The 15,680-nt window shown below is 62.8% G+C and carries 13 protein-coding genes; 5 read left to right on the forward strand and 8 right to left on the reverse strand.

Going from position 1 to position 15,680, the window contains the following annotated elements; translation table 11 throughout:
• Positions 1 to 12: 12 nt before the first annotated feature.
• The 5 genes from BRA1253DRAFT_RS22280 (at position 13) to BRA1253DRAFT_RS22300 (ending at position 7,504) form a co-directional block, all read left to right on the forward strand.
• Positions 13 to 2,274 (forward strand): marine proteobacterial sortase target protein, encoded by a 2,262-nt coding sequence (locus BRA1253DRAFT_RS22280; protein WP_007598059.1) that lies wholly within the window; start codon positions 13 to 15, stop codon positions 2,272 to 2,274.
• 169 nt (positions 2,275 to 2,443) lie between these two features.
• Entirely contained in the window at positions 2,444 to 3,013 is a 570-nt protein-coding gene (locus BRA1253DRAFT_RS22285; RefSeq protein WP_007598060.1) for a class GN sortase, read from the forward strand.
• Between the two features lie 152 nt (positions 3,014 to 3,165).
• Positions 3,166 to 4,146, forward strand: a complete 981-nt coding sequence (locus BRA1253DRAFT_RS22290; protein ID WP_007598061.1) for a glycosyltransferase family 2 protein — start codon at positions 3,166 to 3,168, stop codon at positions 4,144 to 4,146.
• 162 nt (positions 4,147 to 4,308) lie between these two features.
• Complete coding sequence (locus BRA1253DRAFT_RS22295) at positions 4,309 to 6,528, forward strand: acetate--CoA ligase family protein (RefSeq protein ID WP_007598062.1); 2,220 nt, start codon at positions 4,309 to 4,311, stop codon at positions 6,526 to 6,528.
• Between the two features lie 145 nt (positions 6,529 to 6,673).
• The gene (locus BRA1253DRAFT_RS22300; protein ID WP_007598064.1) at positions 6,674 to 7,504 is read left to right on the forward strand and encodes an MlaD family protein; all 831 of its coding nucleotides are present in this window, start codon (positions 6,674 to 6,676) and stop codon (positions 7,502 to 7,504) included.
• A gap of 70 nt (positions 7,505 to 7,574) precedes the next feature.
• On the opposite strand, the gene BRA1253DRAFT_RS22305 is transcribed toward BRA1253DRAFT_RS22300, so the two are convergent.
• From BRA1253DRAFT_RS22305 to urtA, 8 genes are all read right to left on the reverse strand, one after another.
• Positions 7,575 to 8,615: an aliphatic amidase gene (locus BRA1253DRAFT_RS22305; RefSeq protein ID WP_007598069.1), complete on the reverse strand. Its 1,041-nt coding sequence runs from the start codon at positions 8,613 to 8,615 to the stop codon at positions 7,575 to 7,577.
• A 40-nt stretch (positions 8,616 to 8,655) separates the two neighbouring features.
• Positions 8,656 to 9,033 carry a zinc ribbon domain-containing protein gene (locus BRA1253DRAFT_RS22310; RefSeq protein ID WP_007598070.1) on the reverse strand — a complete coding sequence of 126 codons (378 nt, stop codon included), beginning with the start codon at positions 9,031 to 9,033 and terminating at the stop codon, positions 8,656 to 8,658.
• Between the two features lie 90 nt (positions 9,034 to 9,123).
• On the reverse strand, positions 9,124 to 10,353 hold the full coding sequence (fmdA, locus tag BRA1253DRAFT_RS22315) for a formamidase (protein ID WP_007598072.1): 1,230 nt from the start codon (positions 10,351 to 10,353) through the stop codon (positions 9,124 to 9,126).
• A gap of 27 nt (positions 10,354 to 10,380) precedes the next feature.
• Positions 10,381 to 11,070: an urea ABC transporter ATP-binding subunit UrtE gene (gene urtE, locus BRA1253DRAFT_RS22320; RefSeq protein ID WP_007598073.1), complete on the reverse strand. Its 690-nt coding sequence runs from the start codon at positions 11,068 to 11,070 to the stop codon at positions 10,381 to 10,383.
• A gap of 252 nt (positions 11,071 to 11,322) precedes the next feature.
• On the reverse strand, positions 11,323 to 12,078 hold the full coding sequence (urtD, locus tag BRA1253DRAFT_RS22330; protein ID WP_007598075.1) for an urea ABC transporter ATP-binding protein UrtD: 756 nt from the start codon (positions 12,076 to 12,078) through the stop codon (positions 11,323 to 11,325).
• A 10-nt stretch (positions 12,079 to 12,088) separates the two neighbouring features.
• Complete coding sequence (gene urtC, locus BRA1253DRAFT_RS22335) at positions 12,089 to 13,228, reverse strand: urea ABC transporter permease subunit UrtC (RefSeq protein ID WP_007598077.1); 1,140 nt, start codon at positions 13,226 to 13,228, stop codon at positions 12,089 to 12,091.
• A gap of 17 nt (positions 13,229 to 13,245) precedes the next feature.
• Positions 13,246 to 14,172 (reverse strand): urea ABC transporter permease subunit UrtB, encoded by a 927-nt coding sequence (urtB, locus tag BRA1253DRAFT_RS22340; protein ID WP_007598078.1) that lies wholly within the window; start codon positions 14,170 to 14,172, stop codon positions 13,246 to 13,248.
• A 148-nt stretch (positions 14,173 to 14,320) separates the two neighbouring features.
• Positions 14,321 to 15,580 (reverse strand): urea ABC transporter substrate-binding protein, encoded by a 1,260-nt coding sequence (gene urtA, locus BRA1253DRAFT_RS22345; protein WP_007598079.1) that lies wholly within the window; start codon positions 15,578 to 15,580, stop codon positions 14,321 to 14,323.
• Positions 15,581 to 15,680 lie beyond the last annotated feature (100 nt).

The following is a 15,680-nucleotide window of genomic DNA, read 5'->3' on the forward strand; positions in this document are numbered from 1 at the left end:
GGAGCAGGCCAAATGGATACCTACGACACGACGGACAGCAACGAACACCCTTGGCTGGGCAGACTCATCGTGGTCGGACTGTTCCTTCTGGCGCAGGGCATCGCGGTGATGCTGGTCGCCTTCGTGGCGCTGCTGGTGAGCTTGGAGCCGGGCTGGTCGGCGACGACGGAGCAGGCCAGCCTGCTTCAGCCCGGCGACGCCAAGTCCGGCACCCTGCTTCTGAAGGAGGATGGCGCCTACACGGAAGCGATCCGCCTCGGCATCGACGTCGACATCACGGTGTCGGGCCCGACATTGCGCGCCCGCGTCACCCAGATCTTCCGCAATCCGACCAAGGACTGGGCCGAGGCGACCTATGTCTATCCGCTCCCCGCCGGCGGTGCCGTCGATTCGCTGAAGATGGTGGTCGGCAATCGCGTCATCGTCGGCGACATCAAGGAGCGGCAGCAGGCGCGCGTGATCTACGAAGAGGCGCGCCGGGCCGGCCAGAAGGCCGCGCTCACCGAACAGGAGCGGCCGAATATCTTCACCAACTCGGTCGCCAATATCGGTCCCGGAGAAACCGTGCTGGTGCAGATCGAGTATCAGGAACCGGTGCATCAATCCGGCAACGAATATTCGCTGCGCCTGCCGCTGGTGGTCGGACCGCGCTACAATCCGGCGCCGATCGTCCAGAGCGTCGATTTCCGCAACGATGGCTCCGGCTGGGGCGCGACGAATTCGGACCCGGTGCCGGACCGCGACCGCATCTCGCCGCCCGTGCTGGATCCCGCCAGGAATGCACCGGTCAACCCGACCAGCATCACGATACGCCTGAACGCCGGCTTTGCGCTCGGCGAGGTCAAGAGCCCCCACCACAACGTCAAGGTCGAGAGCCCGGACAATACGACGCGAATCGTCACGCTTGCCGACGGTGCCGTGCCTGCCGACCGCGATTTCGAACTGACCTGGAAGCCGGCCGCCGCGAAGGCGCCGTCGGTTGGTTTATTCCGCGAGCGCGTCGGCGACACCGATTATCTGCTCGCCTTCGTCACCCCGCCCGCCGCCGAGCAGGCGACGCAGAAGCCACGGCCGCGCGAGGTGATATTCGTGATCGACAATTCCGGCTCGATGGGCGGCACGTCGATCGTTCAGGCCAAGGCGAGCCTCACCTACGCGCTCTCCCGTCTCCAGCCGACCGACCGTTTCAATGTCATCCGTTTCGACGACACCATGGACGTGCTGTTTCCGGCCTCCGTGGCGGCGGATGCCGAGCGTGTCGGTGAAGCCACCTCGTTCGTCAGCGCGCTGCAGGCGCGTGGCGGCACCGAGATGGTGCCGGCGATGCGGGCCGCGCTGACCGACAAGCTCGGCGACGCCGGCATGGTTCGCCAGGTCGTATTCCTGACAGATGGTGCGATCGGCAACGAGCAGCAATTGTTCGAAACGATCACGGCGATGCGCGGCCGCTCGCGCGTGTTCATGGTCGGTATCGGGTCGGCGCCCAACACCTATCTGATGACGCGCGCCGCCGAGCTCGGCCGCGGTGCCTTCACCCATATCGGCTCGGTCGAGCAGATCGAGGAGCGCATGCGCGGCCTGTTTGCCAAGCTCGAGAACCCGGCCGTGACCGGCCTGAGCGCAAAGTTCTCCGAAGCCAAGGCCGACGTCACACCGACGATCATTCCCGACGTCTATCGCGACGAGCCGCTGGTGCTGGCCGCAAAGCTCGACACGCTCGCGGGCTCGGTCGAGATCAAGGGCCGCGTCGGCGACCGCCCATGGTCGGTGACGCTGCCGCTGCAAAATGCGGCCGAAGGCAAAGGCTTGTCGAAGCTTTGGGCCAAGCGCAAGATCGACGATGCCGAAGTGGCGCGCACCGTGCGCGAGATGACGCCCGAAGATTCCGACAAGGCGATCCTGGCACTGGCGCTCGACCATCAGATCGTCACCCGACTCACCAGCCTCGTCGCGGTCGACAAGACGCCGAGCCGTCCCGAGGGTGAGCCGCTCAAGCTCAGCGAATTGCCGATCAACCTGCCGGCCGGCTGGGATTTCGCGAAGGTCTTTGGCGAACGCCAGCAGGTCCCGGCGCAACTCCGCGAGCGTCACGCCGATGCGCGCAGCCAGTCGGCCACGAGGCGGCCGACGCCGGCGGCAACCGATACGATCCGCCTGCCCAAGACCGCGACCTCGGCCGAGTTGAAGATGACCGCAGGCGTGATCCTGATCCTGCTCGCCATGATCCTGTTCGTGTTCAACCGGCGTCAGTCCTTGCTCACTGACGCCGCTTGAGAGAGGAGCTCCCCGAACTCCTCTGTTAGCGCGCGCGGCTGCCCGTCCCACACCAACGGCCGCGCGCGCCTTTTTGTTGTCATTGCGAGCGCAGCGAAGCAATCCAGGCTGCCTCCGCGAAAAGATTCTGGATTGCTTCGCTTCGCTCGCAATGACGAGTGTGGAAACAATGCCCCGCTTCATCTCTCCCCTGGCTCTCGCCCTGATCGGCATCATCCTGTTCGGCGACGGCGCCCACATCCATGCGAAGGCGTGGCTCGCGCAGGTGCTGCTGGAGCGCGCGTTCGACAAGAGCGTTGCGACCGGCGAAGTGGTCAGGCCATGGTCATGGGCCGACACATGGCCGGTCGCGCGGATCGAGGTGAGGCGGATCGGCGCCAGCGCGATCGTGCTGGAAGGCGCGAGCGGCCAGGCGCTCGCTTTCGGTCCCGGCCATATCCGCCAAACGGCTGACGCGGGCGAGCGGGGTGTTGCCGTATATGCAGCGCACCGCGACACTCATTTCCGCTTCCTGCGGAATGTCGCCATTGGTGACTTGATCGATGTCACACGCAGTGATGGCAAGCACTTTCGTTTTCGCGCGGATTCCTCCGCTGTGGTTCGCTTCGATGCCTCGGGCATCGATCCTGCGGCACGGGCAGCCGAACTCGTGCTCGCGACCTGCTGGCCGTTCGACGCCGTCGTGTCCGGCCCCGAGCGCTACATCCTGCATGCCACCCTGATCGGAACCGATGAATAGCGGTTCGCAATCGATCCGCACCCCCCTCTTGAATCCGCCCGGCCTGTAGGGACAATCCCGCATGATGGAACCCGTGAACCGGCGCCGTCGACGGGAGACCTATCAGAATGGCCCATTGAGCATTTTCGCTGCAATTTGCGAGAAGAACGGGGATGGATGAGGAGTTCAGGCAGCGTCTCGAACAGCTCGAAAACCGCGTCGCGCTCCTGGAGAGGAACCAGGATCTTATCGCCGCCGGGCAAAGACGCTCCTCGCTTCGGAGCCTCTGGCGCCGCCCGCCGATGTGGACCTTCGAGCAATATCCGCCGCGTCTGCTCAACCTGACGGCTTTCCCGCCAGCACCTGCGATCCATCCGGGCGCGCCCCGAATCGCGATGGTCACGCCGAGCTACAACCATGCGCCATATCTCGACGCCACGATCGACAGCATCGTCAGCCAGAACTATCCGGACCTGTATTATCACGTGCAGGACGGCGCCTCGATCGACGGCACGCTCGATCTCCTGAAGGGGCGCGGCGATAGCCTGCGCTGGAGGAGCGAGCCGGACAAGGGGCAATCCAGCGCCATCAATCTCGGCTTCGCCGGCATCGAGAGCGAGATCATGGCCTATCTCAACAGCGACGACATGCTGCTGCCCGGGACGCTTGCCTATGTCGCAAATTACTTCATCGCACATCCGCATGTCGACGTCGTCTACGGCCATCGCGTCTTCATCGATCGCGAGGGACTCGAGGTCGGCCGCGCCGTGCTGCCGCCCCACGACGGCAAGGCGTTGCGATATGCCGACTACATTCCGCAAGAGACGATGTTCTGGCGCAAGCGCGTGTGGGACAGGATCGGGCCGATCGACGAGAGTTTACACTACGCGATGGACTGGGACTTCATCCTTCGAGCGCAAGCCGCAGGATTCAAATTCGCACGCTTGCCGCGATTTCTCGCCTGCTTCCGAATCCATGACGCACAAAAGACGGCATCCACCTATGCGGTCGGCGTCAGGGAGATGGGCGTCCTGCGGCGACGCGTTCTCGGCTTCGAACCGACACAGATGCAGATCCGGCGCGCCATCGCTCCTTATCTGGCGAAGCAGTTGGCCTATCACTACGCCTACAAACTCGGCATGCTGAGATACTGAACCACGGCGCGAGCAGAGATCCGAAGATGTCGATCACCACCAGGGCTTGACGCGCGCTCATTCCACCGCACGGCATACCTGCCCACGTGGTTGCCAGTCCGAAGAACTCGCCATAGAACAGAGTGACGCACCACCAACAAGAACAACAGGTGAGGTCACACCATGGAAGCTCGCGTATCTGCCGCCTCAGCTTCGTCGCGCCCATGGTCTCCGGCGCCCGATGCCAGCGACATCGTCAAGGGCATCCACGCCATGCTGCATCCGCGCAACATCGTGCTGGTGGGCGCGACCGACAAGCCCGGCAACTACGCCGAGCGCATCTGGAACAATTTGGTCAAATACAGCTACGAGGGCGGGCTCTATCCGGTCAATGCCAAACGCGACGCCATCTGGGGTGTCCCCTGCTACAAGGACTTTGCAAGCCTCCCGGAAAAACCCGACCACGTGCTGGTGCTGGTGCCGGCGCGCTTTGCCGTGCAAGTGATCCGCGACGCCGCCGCGGCCGGCGCGCGCTCGGCCACCATCGTCACTTCGGGCTTCAGCGAGTTGCAGGATGAGGAAAGCCAGAAGCTCGCCGCCGAACTGCAAGCGGCCGTGCGCGAGACGGGATTGGCGGTCACCGGCCCGAACTGCCTCGGCAATTTGAGCGCGGGCGAAAAGCTCTTCACCAATATCGACGACCGTATCGTCACCATGGAACAGGGCGCGGTGGCGATTGCCGGGCAATCCGGCGCCATCGTCATGGCGATCCGCCAGGCCCTGGAAGATCGCGGCGTCGGGGTCGGCTACATGGTGACGACCGGCAACGAGGCCGGGCTCGAGACGCCGGACTTGATGCGCTATTTCGCCGAGGATCCGAGCATCAAGGTGATCGTGGTGTACCTCGAAGGCGTGCGCAACACCAAGGCGTTCCGGGACGCCTGCAAGGCGGCGCGCGCCGCGAGCAAACCGGTGATCGCGCTCAAGCTCGGGGCCTCCGAGGGTGGCCGCGCGGCGGCGATGGCACACACCGGCGCGCTCGCGGGCTCGATCGAGACATTCGACGCCATTGCAACGCGCGAAGGGGTCATCAGGGTCGGCGGGCTCGACGAGTTGATCGAGACCACCGAATGCTTCGTCCATGCCGCTGTGCCCAGGGGGGACCGGCTCGCCGCAGTGACGCTATCCGGCGGCAAGCGCGGCATGCTGATCGACGCCTTCGATGCAGAAGGCCTGAATTTTGCACCACTCAGCTCGCATGTCCGCTCGGAGCTGGCAAAGATGCTCGGGCCGGGCTCGATCGTCGGCAACCCGCTCGACGCTGGCTTCGCCGCGGTGGTCGATCCCTCCGTCTACATGAAATCGATCGGGCTGATGATCGACGACCCCGAAATCGACATCGTCATCATCGATGCCGAGCTGCCGAAAGCGCCGCACGAGCTGCGCGAGCGCAATCTGCGCATCGTCGACGAGATGGCGAGCCGGGCCGGCAAGCCGGTGATCTATATCAGCGCGATGTCGATCGGCTTCACCGAGTTCACCAAGACCTTGCGCAAGTCGCTGCCGCATCTTGCGGTGATGCAGGGCATGGACCGCGCGGTGACTGCGATCAAGTCGCTGCTCGACTACGCCAAGCTGCGCAAGGAAGTGCCCGATATCGTCTCGAGCTCGAAGCCGGCCGCGCGTGCCGTGCTTGAGAAGGCGCTGAAATCGGCAACGGGCGCCGCGCTCGACGAGGTCGCCTCGAAGAAGCTGCTGAAGGCCTATGGCATCCCGATCTCGAAGGAGGCAATCGCGCAGACGGCAGCCGAGGCCGTGAAGATCGCCAAGCAGATCGGTTTCCCGGTCGTGGCAAAAGTCGTCAGCGCCGAGATCCTGCACAAATCAGATATCGGCGGCGTGGTGCTGAATCTTACCAACCCGGCCGAAGTGAAGAAGGCGTTCGCCGACATCACCGCGCGGGTGAGCAGGCTGAAGGGCAAGCCGAAGCTCGACGGCATCCTGATCGCGCAACAGGTCAAGGCCGATCTGGAGCTCGTGGTCGGCGCCTCCCTCGATGCCGAGATGGGTCCGGTCGTGCTGTTCGGCACCGGCGGCATCGACATCGAGCTGATGAAGGACGTCGCGCTCGCCGGCGCGCCGCTGGACGAGGCTGAGGCCCGGCTCCTGATCGGCCGCACCAAAGCCGGTATCAAGATGCGCGGCTATCGCGGCAAGCCGGCTTTGCACGAGACCTCCGCAGTGAAGGCGCTGGTCGGCCTCTCCAACCTGATCGCGGATGCCGGCGACCGGATCGCCTCGATCGACGTCAATCCGTTCCTGATCAATGCCGGGACCGGCGTCGCCGTCGATGCCCTGATCGTGCTGAACAATGCTGCGGCCAAGCGCGCCGCCGGGCATTGAGACCGTAGGGCGGATTAACGCAGCGTAATCCGCCAAATCGCTCCATGGCCGCACGAGGCGTTGGCGGGTTACGCTTCGCTAACCCGCCCTACGTACCATTGCAGCTCCTTCCAACTTCCCTCGTTTGGCCGTAAAATCACCCTGCATGGCACGCGCGAGCAATCTGGTGATCGGAACGGCGACGCTGGCGGTGATCGCCGTGGCGTTCGGCGGCGTGCTCGGCGTGCAGAAATGGCGCACCCTCCAGAGCCGCAGCCCGTTGCGCGTCGTGTTCGAGGGCGGCTCGGCGAGCGGATTGCGCCGCGGCGGGCCGGTCAATTTCGACGGCGTCCCCGCAGGCCAGATCCTGTCGATCAAGCTGGACAATCCGCGCAAGGTCGTGGCCCTGGTGATGCTCGACAACTCCGCGCCGATCCGCAAGGACACCGTCGCGGGCATCGAGTTCCTCGGTCTTACCGGCGTCGCCGCGGTCTCGCTGATCGGCGGCGCGCCCTCCGCACCGCCAGTGCCGCTGGATTCGGACGGCGTCCCCGTGCTGACCGCCGATCTCAGCGACGCCGAATCAATCGTCGACACCCTGCACAGTGTCGACCGCACGATCGTCAGCAACGCCCCGGCGATCAAGGAGGGCCTGCGCACGTTCGAGAACTACACCGCCGATCTCAGGAGCAAGGGCGGCGAAATCGATTCCGTCATGGCCAAGGTCGACAGCGCCTTCGCGGGCTTCGACAAGGCGGTCACAAAGATCGAAGGCGTAGTGCCCGGCTTTGCCGACGGCAAGGCCGACGAGCTGTTCGAAAAGATCCAGGGATTGCACGAGCTCGCCGACACCATGAGAAAGAAATCGGCGAACTTCCTCGAAGACATCCGCCGATCGCTGCTCGACGTCAGCGAGGCCGCCAACAAGATGAGCGGGACACCCACGCCGGCCGCCGCTCCGCGACCGCCACGCAAGCCGGCGCAGCAGAAACGGTAGACCCTCATCACGCGGAGTGCATGACGCCGCCCTTGTCGGCGTAGGACCGTGTGGTTGATGCAGCCATGGCTCAGTAGTTGCTCGGTCCCGCTTCATTCGGGATGCCGTCGATCGGGCATTCGGCGGTCCCGGGCGTCGCGCGCGTCATCGCTTCGACCATGTCCCTTGTGCCTTCGGGATCCGCGATCCAGTTCCTGTAGAAATCATAGGGACAGGCCGCTACGCCGCGCGGGCTTTCGCCGGAATTGATCATGCCGGTGTAGCCGCGATGGACGAGCTTGTAGAGATGGTTCTGCGATTGGCCGTTGCGGCGCGCATCGCGGATCAGATGCTTCGACAACTGGGCATATTGAATGCCGTAGTCTTCCTCGCCGCACTCGCCGAGGGTGCGGCCGTCGAAGCCGATGATCGCGGAGTGACCGAAGTAGGAATAGACCCCGTCGAAGCCGGCGGCGTTGGCGACCGCGACATAGACGTTGTTGGCCCACGCCATGGCCTTCGAAATCAGGATCTGCTGCTCCTTGGCCGGATACATGTAGCCCTGGCAGCGTACAATCAATTCGGCCCCCTTCATGGCGCAGTCTCGCCAGATCTCCGGGAAGTTGCCGTCGTCGCAGATGATCAGGCTGACCTTCATCCCCTTCGGGCCGTCGGAGACATAGGTGCAGTTGCCGGGATACCAGCCCTCGATTGGCACCCACGGCATGATCTTGCGGTACTTCTGCACGATCTCGCCCTTGTCGTTCATCAGGATCAGGGTGTTGTAGGGCGCCTTGTTCGGATGCTCCTCGTGGCGTTCGCCCGTGAGCGAGAACACGCCCCAGACCTTGGCCTTGCGGCAAGCCTCCGCAAAAATCGCGGTCTCTTCACCGGGGACCGCGCAAGCGGTCTCATACATCTCCTTGGAGTCGTACATGATGCCCTGGGTGGAGTATTCCGGGAAAATCACCAGGTCCATGCCGGGAAGGCCGGTCTTCATGCCCACCACCATGTCGGCGATCTTGCGGGCGTTGTCGAGCACCTCGGCCTTGGTGTGCAGGCGCGGCATCTTGTAGTTGACCACCGCGACGCCGACGGTGTCGTTGCTGCTGGAGATGTCACCGTGAAGCATTTGAATTGCTCCTCTACTCTGTTTGAGATTGCCGCATGAATCAGTGACTGATCATCCAGGGCCGCGCGGTCGGGAAACCCTTCGCGCCGCTCCTGGTCTTGGTCACCAGCCGCGCCGGCTTTTTCTTGTCCGATGAGTTCATGTCCGAGGAGTTTCTTCCCGTCGAGCAGCAGCCGCAGCCGGGGCCATGCGAGGCCTTGTATTGCGCCAGCGTCTGCGGCGCGTGCGTGCTGCGCTCATTGACGGCGTGAGCCTTGCGCGTCTCCGACGGCATGCAGAAGAAGTTCGGGGCGGTCAGAATGACGCGCGGCGCCATGATTTCACATTGCGGACAAACCTGCGGATCGTCGCATTCGGCCATCGGGCGCAGATCCTTGAACGGACCGCAATCGTCACAGAGATATTCATAGACCGGCATCGCATCATTCCTACGCTGTTGTCTGTGAGAGAGTTCCGGCGAAGGATGCGGGGCGACAGCTACGCCGTCCCGCATCCCGTCGCGCAGGGATTACTTGTCCGGCGATATCGGCATCTGGATATCGCCCTTGATGTGCTTGATCGGACCCGCCGAGGACGGCATCACGTCGAAGTCGAAAATTTCCGTCGGCAGCCATAATGTGGCGCAGGCGTTGGGCACGTCGACCACGCCGGAGATGTGGCCCTGAACCGGTGCGGTGCCAAGGATCGAATAGGCCTGGGCGCCGGAGTAGCCGAACTTCTTCAGGTACTCGATCGCATTCAGGCAGGCCTGGCGATAGGCGATGGTGACGTCGAGATAGTGCTGCTTGCCGGCTTCGTCGACCGAGATGCCTTCGAAGATCAGATAGTCCTTGTAGTTCGGCGTGATCGGCGACGGCTTGAAGATCGGATTCTTGACACCGTACTTCGCCATGCCGTCCTTGATCACCTCGACCTTCAGATGCAGCCAGCCGGCCATCTCGATCGCACCGCAGAAGGTGATCTCGCCGTCGCCCTGGCTGAAGTGCAGATCGCCCATCGAGAGACCGGCGCCGGGCACATAGACCGGGAAGTAGATCTTCGAGCCGCGCGAGAGATCCTTGATGTCGCAATTGCCGCCATGCTCGCGCGGCGGCACGGTGCGCGCGCCTTCCGCGCCGATCTTGTCCTTGACCTCGCCCTTGGCGCGGCCGCCATGAGCGGTCGGCGCGAACGGTGGATTGGCAAGGCCGGGCACACGAGTCGGATTGGTCGCTATCAGCTCGGCCTCGCGCTTGTTCCAGGTGTCCAGCATCTTCGGATCGGGCAGACAGCCGATCAGGCCGGGATGGATCAGGCCGGCGAAGTTGACGCCCGGAATATGCCGCGACGAGGTGTAGAGGCCCTTGATGTCCCAGATCGACTTCTGCGCCAGCGGGAAATGATCGGTGAGGAAGCCGCCGCCGTTCTGCTTGGAGAAGAAGCCGTTGAAGCCCCACATGCTCTCCTTCATCGGACCGACGTCGAGCAGGTCCACGACGAGGAGGTCGCCGGGCTCGGCGCCCTTGACGCCGATCGGGCCGGAGAGGAAGTGCACGATCGACAGATCGATGTCGCGGACGTCGTCCGCGGAATCGTTGTTCTTGATGAAACCGCCGGTCCAGTCATAAGTCTCGATGATGAAGTCGTCGCCGGGATTGACCCAGGCTACGATCGGAATGTCGGGGTGCCAGCGGTTATGCACCATGTCATTTTCATAGGCCGACTTGGTGAGATCGACCTTGATCAGTGTCTCTGGCATCGAGAGGCTCCCCTTTTACACGGTTGGTTAGACGGACAGATATTTCGAGACCTGCGCGGCATCGACGGCGTCGCGCGGATCGTCGCGGACGATTTCGCCGTTCTCGATCACCAGCACACGGTCGGCGATATCGAGCGCGAAGCTCAGGACCTGCTCGGACACGACGATCGAAAGCCCCTTCTCGTCGCGGATGCGCTTGAGCGTGCGCGCCATCTCCTTGATGATCGACGGTTGGATGCCTTCGGTCGGCTCGTCCAGCAGCAGAACTTTTGGCTTGGTCGCCAGCGCGCGTGCGATCGCGAGTTGTTGCTGCTGGCCACCGGAGAGATTGCCGCCACGGCGGTCCTTCATCTCCAGCAGCACCGGAAACAGTTCGTAGATGTCACCGGGCACCTCGGTTCCGCCGGAGACAACGAGGCCAGTCTCGATGTTCTCCTTCACCGTCATGGTGGAGAAGATCATGCGGCCCTGCGGCACATAGGCGAGGCCCTTGGCGACGCGCGCGTAGCTCGGCAAGGCACCAAGCTCGGCGCCGTCCATGGTCACCGAGCCGCTCTTCGCCGGCAGGATGCCCATCAGCGATTTCATGAGCGTGGTCTTGCCCATGCCGTTGCGGCCCATGATCGCCACGATCTCGTTGGGCGCGACCTTGACGTTGAGCCCGTGCAGCACCTCGCTCTGGCCATAGGCGACGTGAAGATCGGAAATTGCCAGCATGATCGCTCCCTAAATCAGCATGAATTCTGGTGAGGCCGCTCTGCCGTGAACTTTCTCCCTTCTCCCCTTGTGGGAGAAGGTGGCGCGGACGAAGTCCGCGACGGATGAGGGGTCTGCGTCCGCGAAGGCGAGAGGCAGTTTGAGCTGCGGAGAGATACCCCTCACCCGGATCGCTTGCGCGATCCGACCTCTTCCACAGGGGGAGAGGTGCACTGTCATTGCCGCAACAGACTGGCCCGAATTCGTCATATCTCAGTGCCCCAGATAGACTTCAATGACCTTGGGGTCGTTCTTCACCTTATCCATGGTCCCTTCCGAGAGGATCTGGCCCTGGTGAAGCACGGTGACCTTGTGCGCGATGTCCTCGACGAACTTCATGTCGTGCTCGATCACCAGCACCGAGCGGTTCTTGATGATGCGGTTGAGCAGCTCGGCGGTCTTGGCGCGCTCGGACACGCTCATGCCGGCGACGGGTTCGTCCAGCATCAGCAGGTCCGGGTCCTGGATCAGCAGCATGCCGATCTCGAGCCATTGCTTCTGGCCATGGCTGAGCTCAGAGGCATAGGTGTTGAGCTTGTCCTTGAGGAAGATCATCTCGGCGACCTCCGCGACGCGTGACTTCACCGGCTGGTCGCGCTGGAAGGTGAGCGAGCCGAACACGGTGCGGCCGCGCGGAAACGAAATCTCGAGATTCTCGAACACGGTGAGGTCTTCGAACACCGACGGCGTCTGGAACTTGCGGCCGACGCCGGCCTTGACGATCTCGTTCTCCTTGAGCTTGGTCAGCTCGGTGCCGCGAAACTGGATCGAGCCTTCGGTCGCTTTGGTCTTGCCGCAGATCAGGTCGAGCACCGTCGTTTTGCCGGCCCCGTTGGGGCCGATGATGACGCGGATCTCGTTCTCCTCGACGTAAAACGAGAGATCGTTGACGGCCTTGAAGCCGTCGAAGGAAACGGTCAGTCCGGAGACCGCGAGCAGGAATTCCTTCGGCTGATGTCCAACAAGCATGATGGTCTCCTCACTCTGCCGGTGCGCCATCGGCAACCGAATTGTCGCTCCAGCCCGGCTTCTTGCGCGAGGTGAACAGGCGGTCGATGCGCGGCTGCACATAGTCGGCCCAGAGCCCCGACAGGCCGTTCGGGAAAGCGAGCACGACGGCGATGAACAGCGCGCCGAGACCGAACAGCCAGAGTTGCGGGAAGGACTCCGACAGGCTGGTCTTGGCGAAATTCACCAGAATGGCTCCCCATATCGCGCCGAAGATCGACATCCGTCCGCCGACCGCGGTGTAGATCACCATCTCGATCGACGGCACGATGCCGACAAAGGACGGGGACATGAAACCGACATTGAGTGCGAACATGGCCCCGCCGATCGCGGCGAAGACCGCGGCCATGCAGAACGCAAAGATCTTGAAGTTGGCGACGCTGTAGCCGGAGAAGCGGACGCGGTCCTCCTGTTCGCGCATCGCCACCAGGATGCGGCCGAGCTTGGTCAGGCGTATGAACTGCGCGATGCCGATGCAGGCGAACAGCAGCACCACTTCGACGAAGTACAGGATGACCTTGGCGTGGTCGGGCCTTATGTCCCAACCCTTGAGGGTGCGCAGGTCGGTCATGCCGTTGATGCCGCCGGTGTAGCCCTGCTGGCCCACGATCAGGATGGTGAGGATGGCCGCCACCGCCTGGGTGATGATGGCAAAGTAGGTGCCGCCGACGCGGCGCTTGAACATCGCAGTGCCGATGATCAGCGCGAAGATGCCGGGGACCAGGATGATGGCGAGGATGGTGAAGGTGAGACTGTGAAACGGTTGCCAGAACAGTGGCAGTGACGTGATCTGATTCCAGTCCATGAAGTCCGGGATGCCTGGCGTCGACTGGATCTTGGTATTCTCGACGCTGGAGGCCTCCAGCTTGAGGAACATCGCCATGCAATAGCCGCCGAGGCCGAAGAACACGCCTTGCCCCAGACTGAGAATGCCGCCGTAGCCCCAGCACAGCACGAGACCGAGCGCGACGAAGGCGTAGGTCAGATATTTTGCGACGAGGTTGAGACGGAACACATCCAGCGAGAGCGGCAGGATCACGAACAGCACAACGGCCAGCACGAGGAAGCCCATGAGCTCGGATCGATTGAAGAAGCGTGAGTTGATGACCATGACTTGCCTGCTTCTTGTTATTTGCGGACCTTGAGGGCGAAGAGACCCTGCGGCCGCAGCATCAGGATTCCGACAACGGCAAGCAGCGTCAGCACCTTGGCCATCGAGCCCGACAGGAAGAACTCGAGGGTGGATTGGGTCTGCGAGATCGAGAAGGCCGATGCGATGGTGCCGAGCAGGCTTGCCGCGCCGCCGAACACGACCACCAGGAACGTATCGACGATGTAAAGCTGTCCGGAGGTCGGCCCGGTCGAGCCGATCATGGTGAAGGCGCTCCCGGCGACACCGGCAATGCCGCAACCGAGGCCGAAAGTGTAGCGATCCACCTTTTCGGTGTTGATGCCGACGGCACCGGCCATGATGCGGTTCTGCACGACGGCGCGCACCTGCCGACCCCAGCGCGATTTGTACATCACGTAGGCAACACCGACGGTGATCAGGACGGTGAGGCACATCACGAAGACGCCGTTGATCGGCACTTCGATGCTGTCGGTTACGTGCAGCGAGCCAAGCATCCATTGCGGCAGCTCGACGCCGACCTCGCGCGCGCCGAACACGGAGCGATAGGCCTGTTGCAGGATCAGGCTGAGGCCCCAGGTCGCAAGCAGCGTGTCGAGCGGGCGCTTGTAGAGATGCCGTATCAGCACCCATTCCACCAGCATCCCCAACGCACCGGATGCGATAAAGGCCAGGATCATCGCGAGGAAGAAGTAGCCGCTGAACAGGCTCGGCAAATAGGATTGGAAGAAACTCGAGGTCATCCAGGTGACGTAGGCCCCAAGGATCATGAACTCGCCATGGGCCATGTTGATGACGCCCATCTGGCCGAAGATGATCGCAAGACCGAGCGCCATCAGGACGTAGACGGAGAACAGGATCAGTCCTGCAAAGCCCTGCATGACGAAGATGGAGCCAAGGTCACCAAGCGAGTAGTCGCCGAACATCGATGTCCTCCGTCGGGAAAGGGTCCCGCGTCGCGAGCAGGTTCGCGACGCGGGGGTCTTGGGCGTGGATTTGCGGTCCACGCCAGGGAGAGGGTTTGCCTGAGAGGGAAACGGCGGCGAACGCCGTGACTGACTGGTAGCTCTGGTCTTACTGGTAACCCTTGGGGAACGGATCCGGCTCGACCAGATCGGCGGTCTCGTAGATCAGCTCGAACTGGCCATCGAGCTTGGCGCGCCCCACCCGGGTCTTCGACCAGAGGTGATGATTTTCGTGGATGCGCACATAGCCTTCCGGAGCGCCCTTGAACTCGATGCCTGGCGACGCCGCCGCGATCTTGTCGATGTCGAAGGAGCCCGCCTTCTCCACTGTCAACTTCCACAGCCACGGGCCGAGATAGGCAGCCTGGGTGACGTCTCCGATCACGGTCTTCTCGCCCCACATCTTCTTGAACGCCGGGACGAAGGTCTTGTTGTTGGGATTGTCGAGCGACTGGAAGTACTTCATGCAGGCATAGGCGCCCGCGATGTTCTCGCCGCCGATGCCGTCGATCTCGTCTTCCGTCACCGAGATCGTCAGCAGCGCCTGCTTGGAGAGGTCGATGCCGGCGGCCTTGAGCTGCTTGTAGAACGCGACGTTCGAGCCGCCGACAACGTCGGTGAAGATCACGTCGGGCTTGGTCAGCTTGATCTTGTTGATGACCGAATTGAATTGGGTATTGCCGAGCGGATAATACTCTTCGCCGACAACCTTGCCCTTCAGCACGTTCTCGACATGCTTGCGCGCGATCTTGTTCGAGGTGCGCGGCCAGATGTAGTCGGAGCCGATGAAGAAGAACGACTTCGCACCCTTCTCCTTGGCGATCCAATTCAGGCCGGCGAGGATCTGCTGAGTGGCTTCCTGGCCGGTGTAGATCACGTTCTTGGACTGCTCGAGACCTTCATAGAAGGTCGGGTAATAGAGCATGCCGTTGTACTGCTCCATGACCGGCAGCACGGCCTTGCGGGACGCCGAGGTCCAGCAGCCCATGATCGCCGCGACCTTGTCGTTGACCAGCAATTTCTTGGCCTTTTCGGCAAAGGTCGGCCAATCGCTGGCGCCGTCTTCCTGGATGAACTTGATCTTGCGCCCGAGCACGCCGCCCATGGCGTTGATCTGCTCGATGGCGAGCTTTTCGGCTTCGATCGAGCCGGTCTCGGAGATCGCCATGGTGCCGGTCGCCGAATGCAGGATGCCGACCGTCACCTCGGTGTCGGTGACCGCGAGACCCGTGGTATTGACCGCCGAGGTCGCCGGGGCCTGCGCAAAAGATGCTCGCGGTAGCAGGGTGATGGCCGGCACGGCCGCCATTCCCATCAATAATTTGCGCCGGAGCGGCGATAACAGGCCCTTGTTCGCTTCGTCTGACATGAGCACCCCACTGTTGTTCGAGGACACGCGATTGGTGCCGTGAGGATGGCTCGAATTTGTGCACTGCAAGCATACGCAAGATCGCGTATACTGCACCGCA

Origin of the sequence: Bradyrhizobium sp. WSM1253, assembly GCF_000244935.1 — a bacterium.
Lineage (GTDB): Bacteria > Pseudomonadota > Alphaproteobacteria > Rhizobiales > Xanthobacteraceae > Bradyrhizobium > Bradyrhizobium canariense.

Bases quoted from the DNA above. Each gene is read 5' to 3' on its own strand.
- BRA1253DRAFT_RS22285 (WP_007598060.1), top strand. From the start codon at position 2,444: ATGCCCCGCTTCATCTCTCCCCTGGCTCTCGCCCTGATCGGCATCATC.
- urtE (WP_007598073.1), bottom strand. From the start codon at position 11,070: ATGCTGGCAATTTCCGATCTTCACGTCGCCTATGGCCAGAGCGAGGTG.
- fmdA (WP_007598072.1), bottom strand. From the start codon at position 10,353: ATGCCAGAGACACTGATCAAGGTCGATCTCACCAAGTCGGCCTATGAA.
- urtB (WP_007598078.1), bottom strand. From the start codon at position 14,172: ATGTTCGGCGACTACTCGCTTGGTGACCTTGGCTCCATCTTCGTCATG.
- urtD (WP_007598075.1), bottom strand. From the start codon at position 12,078: ATGCTTGTTGGACATCAGCCGAAGGAATTCCTGCTCGCGGTCTCCGGA.
- BRA1253DRAFT_RS22305 (WP_007598069.1), bottom strand. From the start codon at position 8,615: ATGCTTCACGGTGACATCTCCAGCAGCAACGACACCGTCGGCGTCGCG.
- urtC (WP_007598077.1), bottom strand. From the start codon at position 13,228: ATGGTCATCAACTCACGCTTCTTCAATCGATCCGAGCTCATGGGCTTC.
- BRA1253DRAFT_RS22300 (WP_007598064.1), top strand. From the start codon at position 6,674: ATGGCACGCGCGAGCAATCTGGTGATCGGAACGGCGACGCTGGCGGTG.
- BRA1253DRAFT_RS22280 (WP_007598059.1), top strand. From the start codon at position 13: ATGGATACCTACGACACGACGGACAGCAACGAACACCCTTGGCTGGGC.
- urtA (WP_007598079.1), bottom strand. From the start codon at position 15,580: ATGTCAGACGAAGCGAACAAGGGCCTGTTATCGCCGCTCCGGCGCAAA.
- BRA1253DRAFT_RS22290 (WP_007598061.1), top strand. From the start codon at position 3,166: ATGGATGAGGAGTTCAGGCAGCGTCTCGAACAGCTCGAAAACCGCGTC.
- BRA1253DRAFT_RS22295 (WP_007598062.1), top strand. From the start codon at position 4,309: ATGGAAGCTCGCGTATCTGCCGCCTCAGCTTCGTCGCGCCCATGGTCT.
- BRA1253DRAFT_RS22310 (WP_007598070.1), bottom strand. From the start codon at position 9,033: ATGCCGGTCTATGAATATCTCTGTGACGATTGCGGTCCGTTCAAGGAT.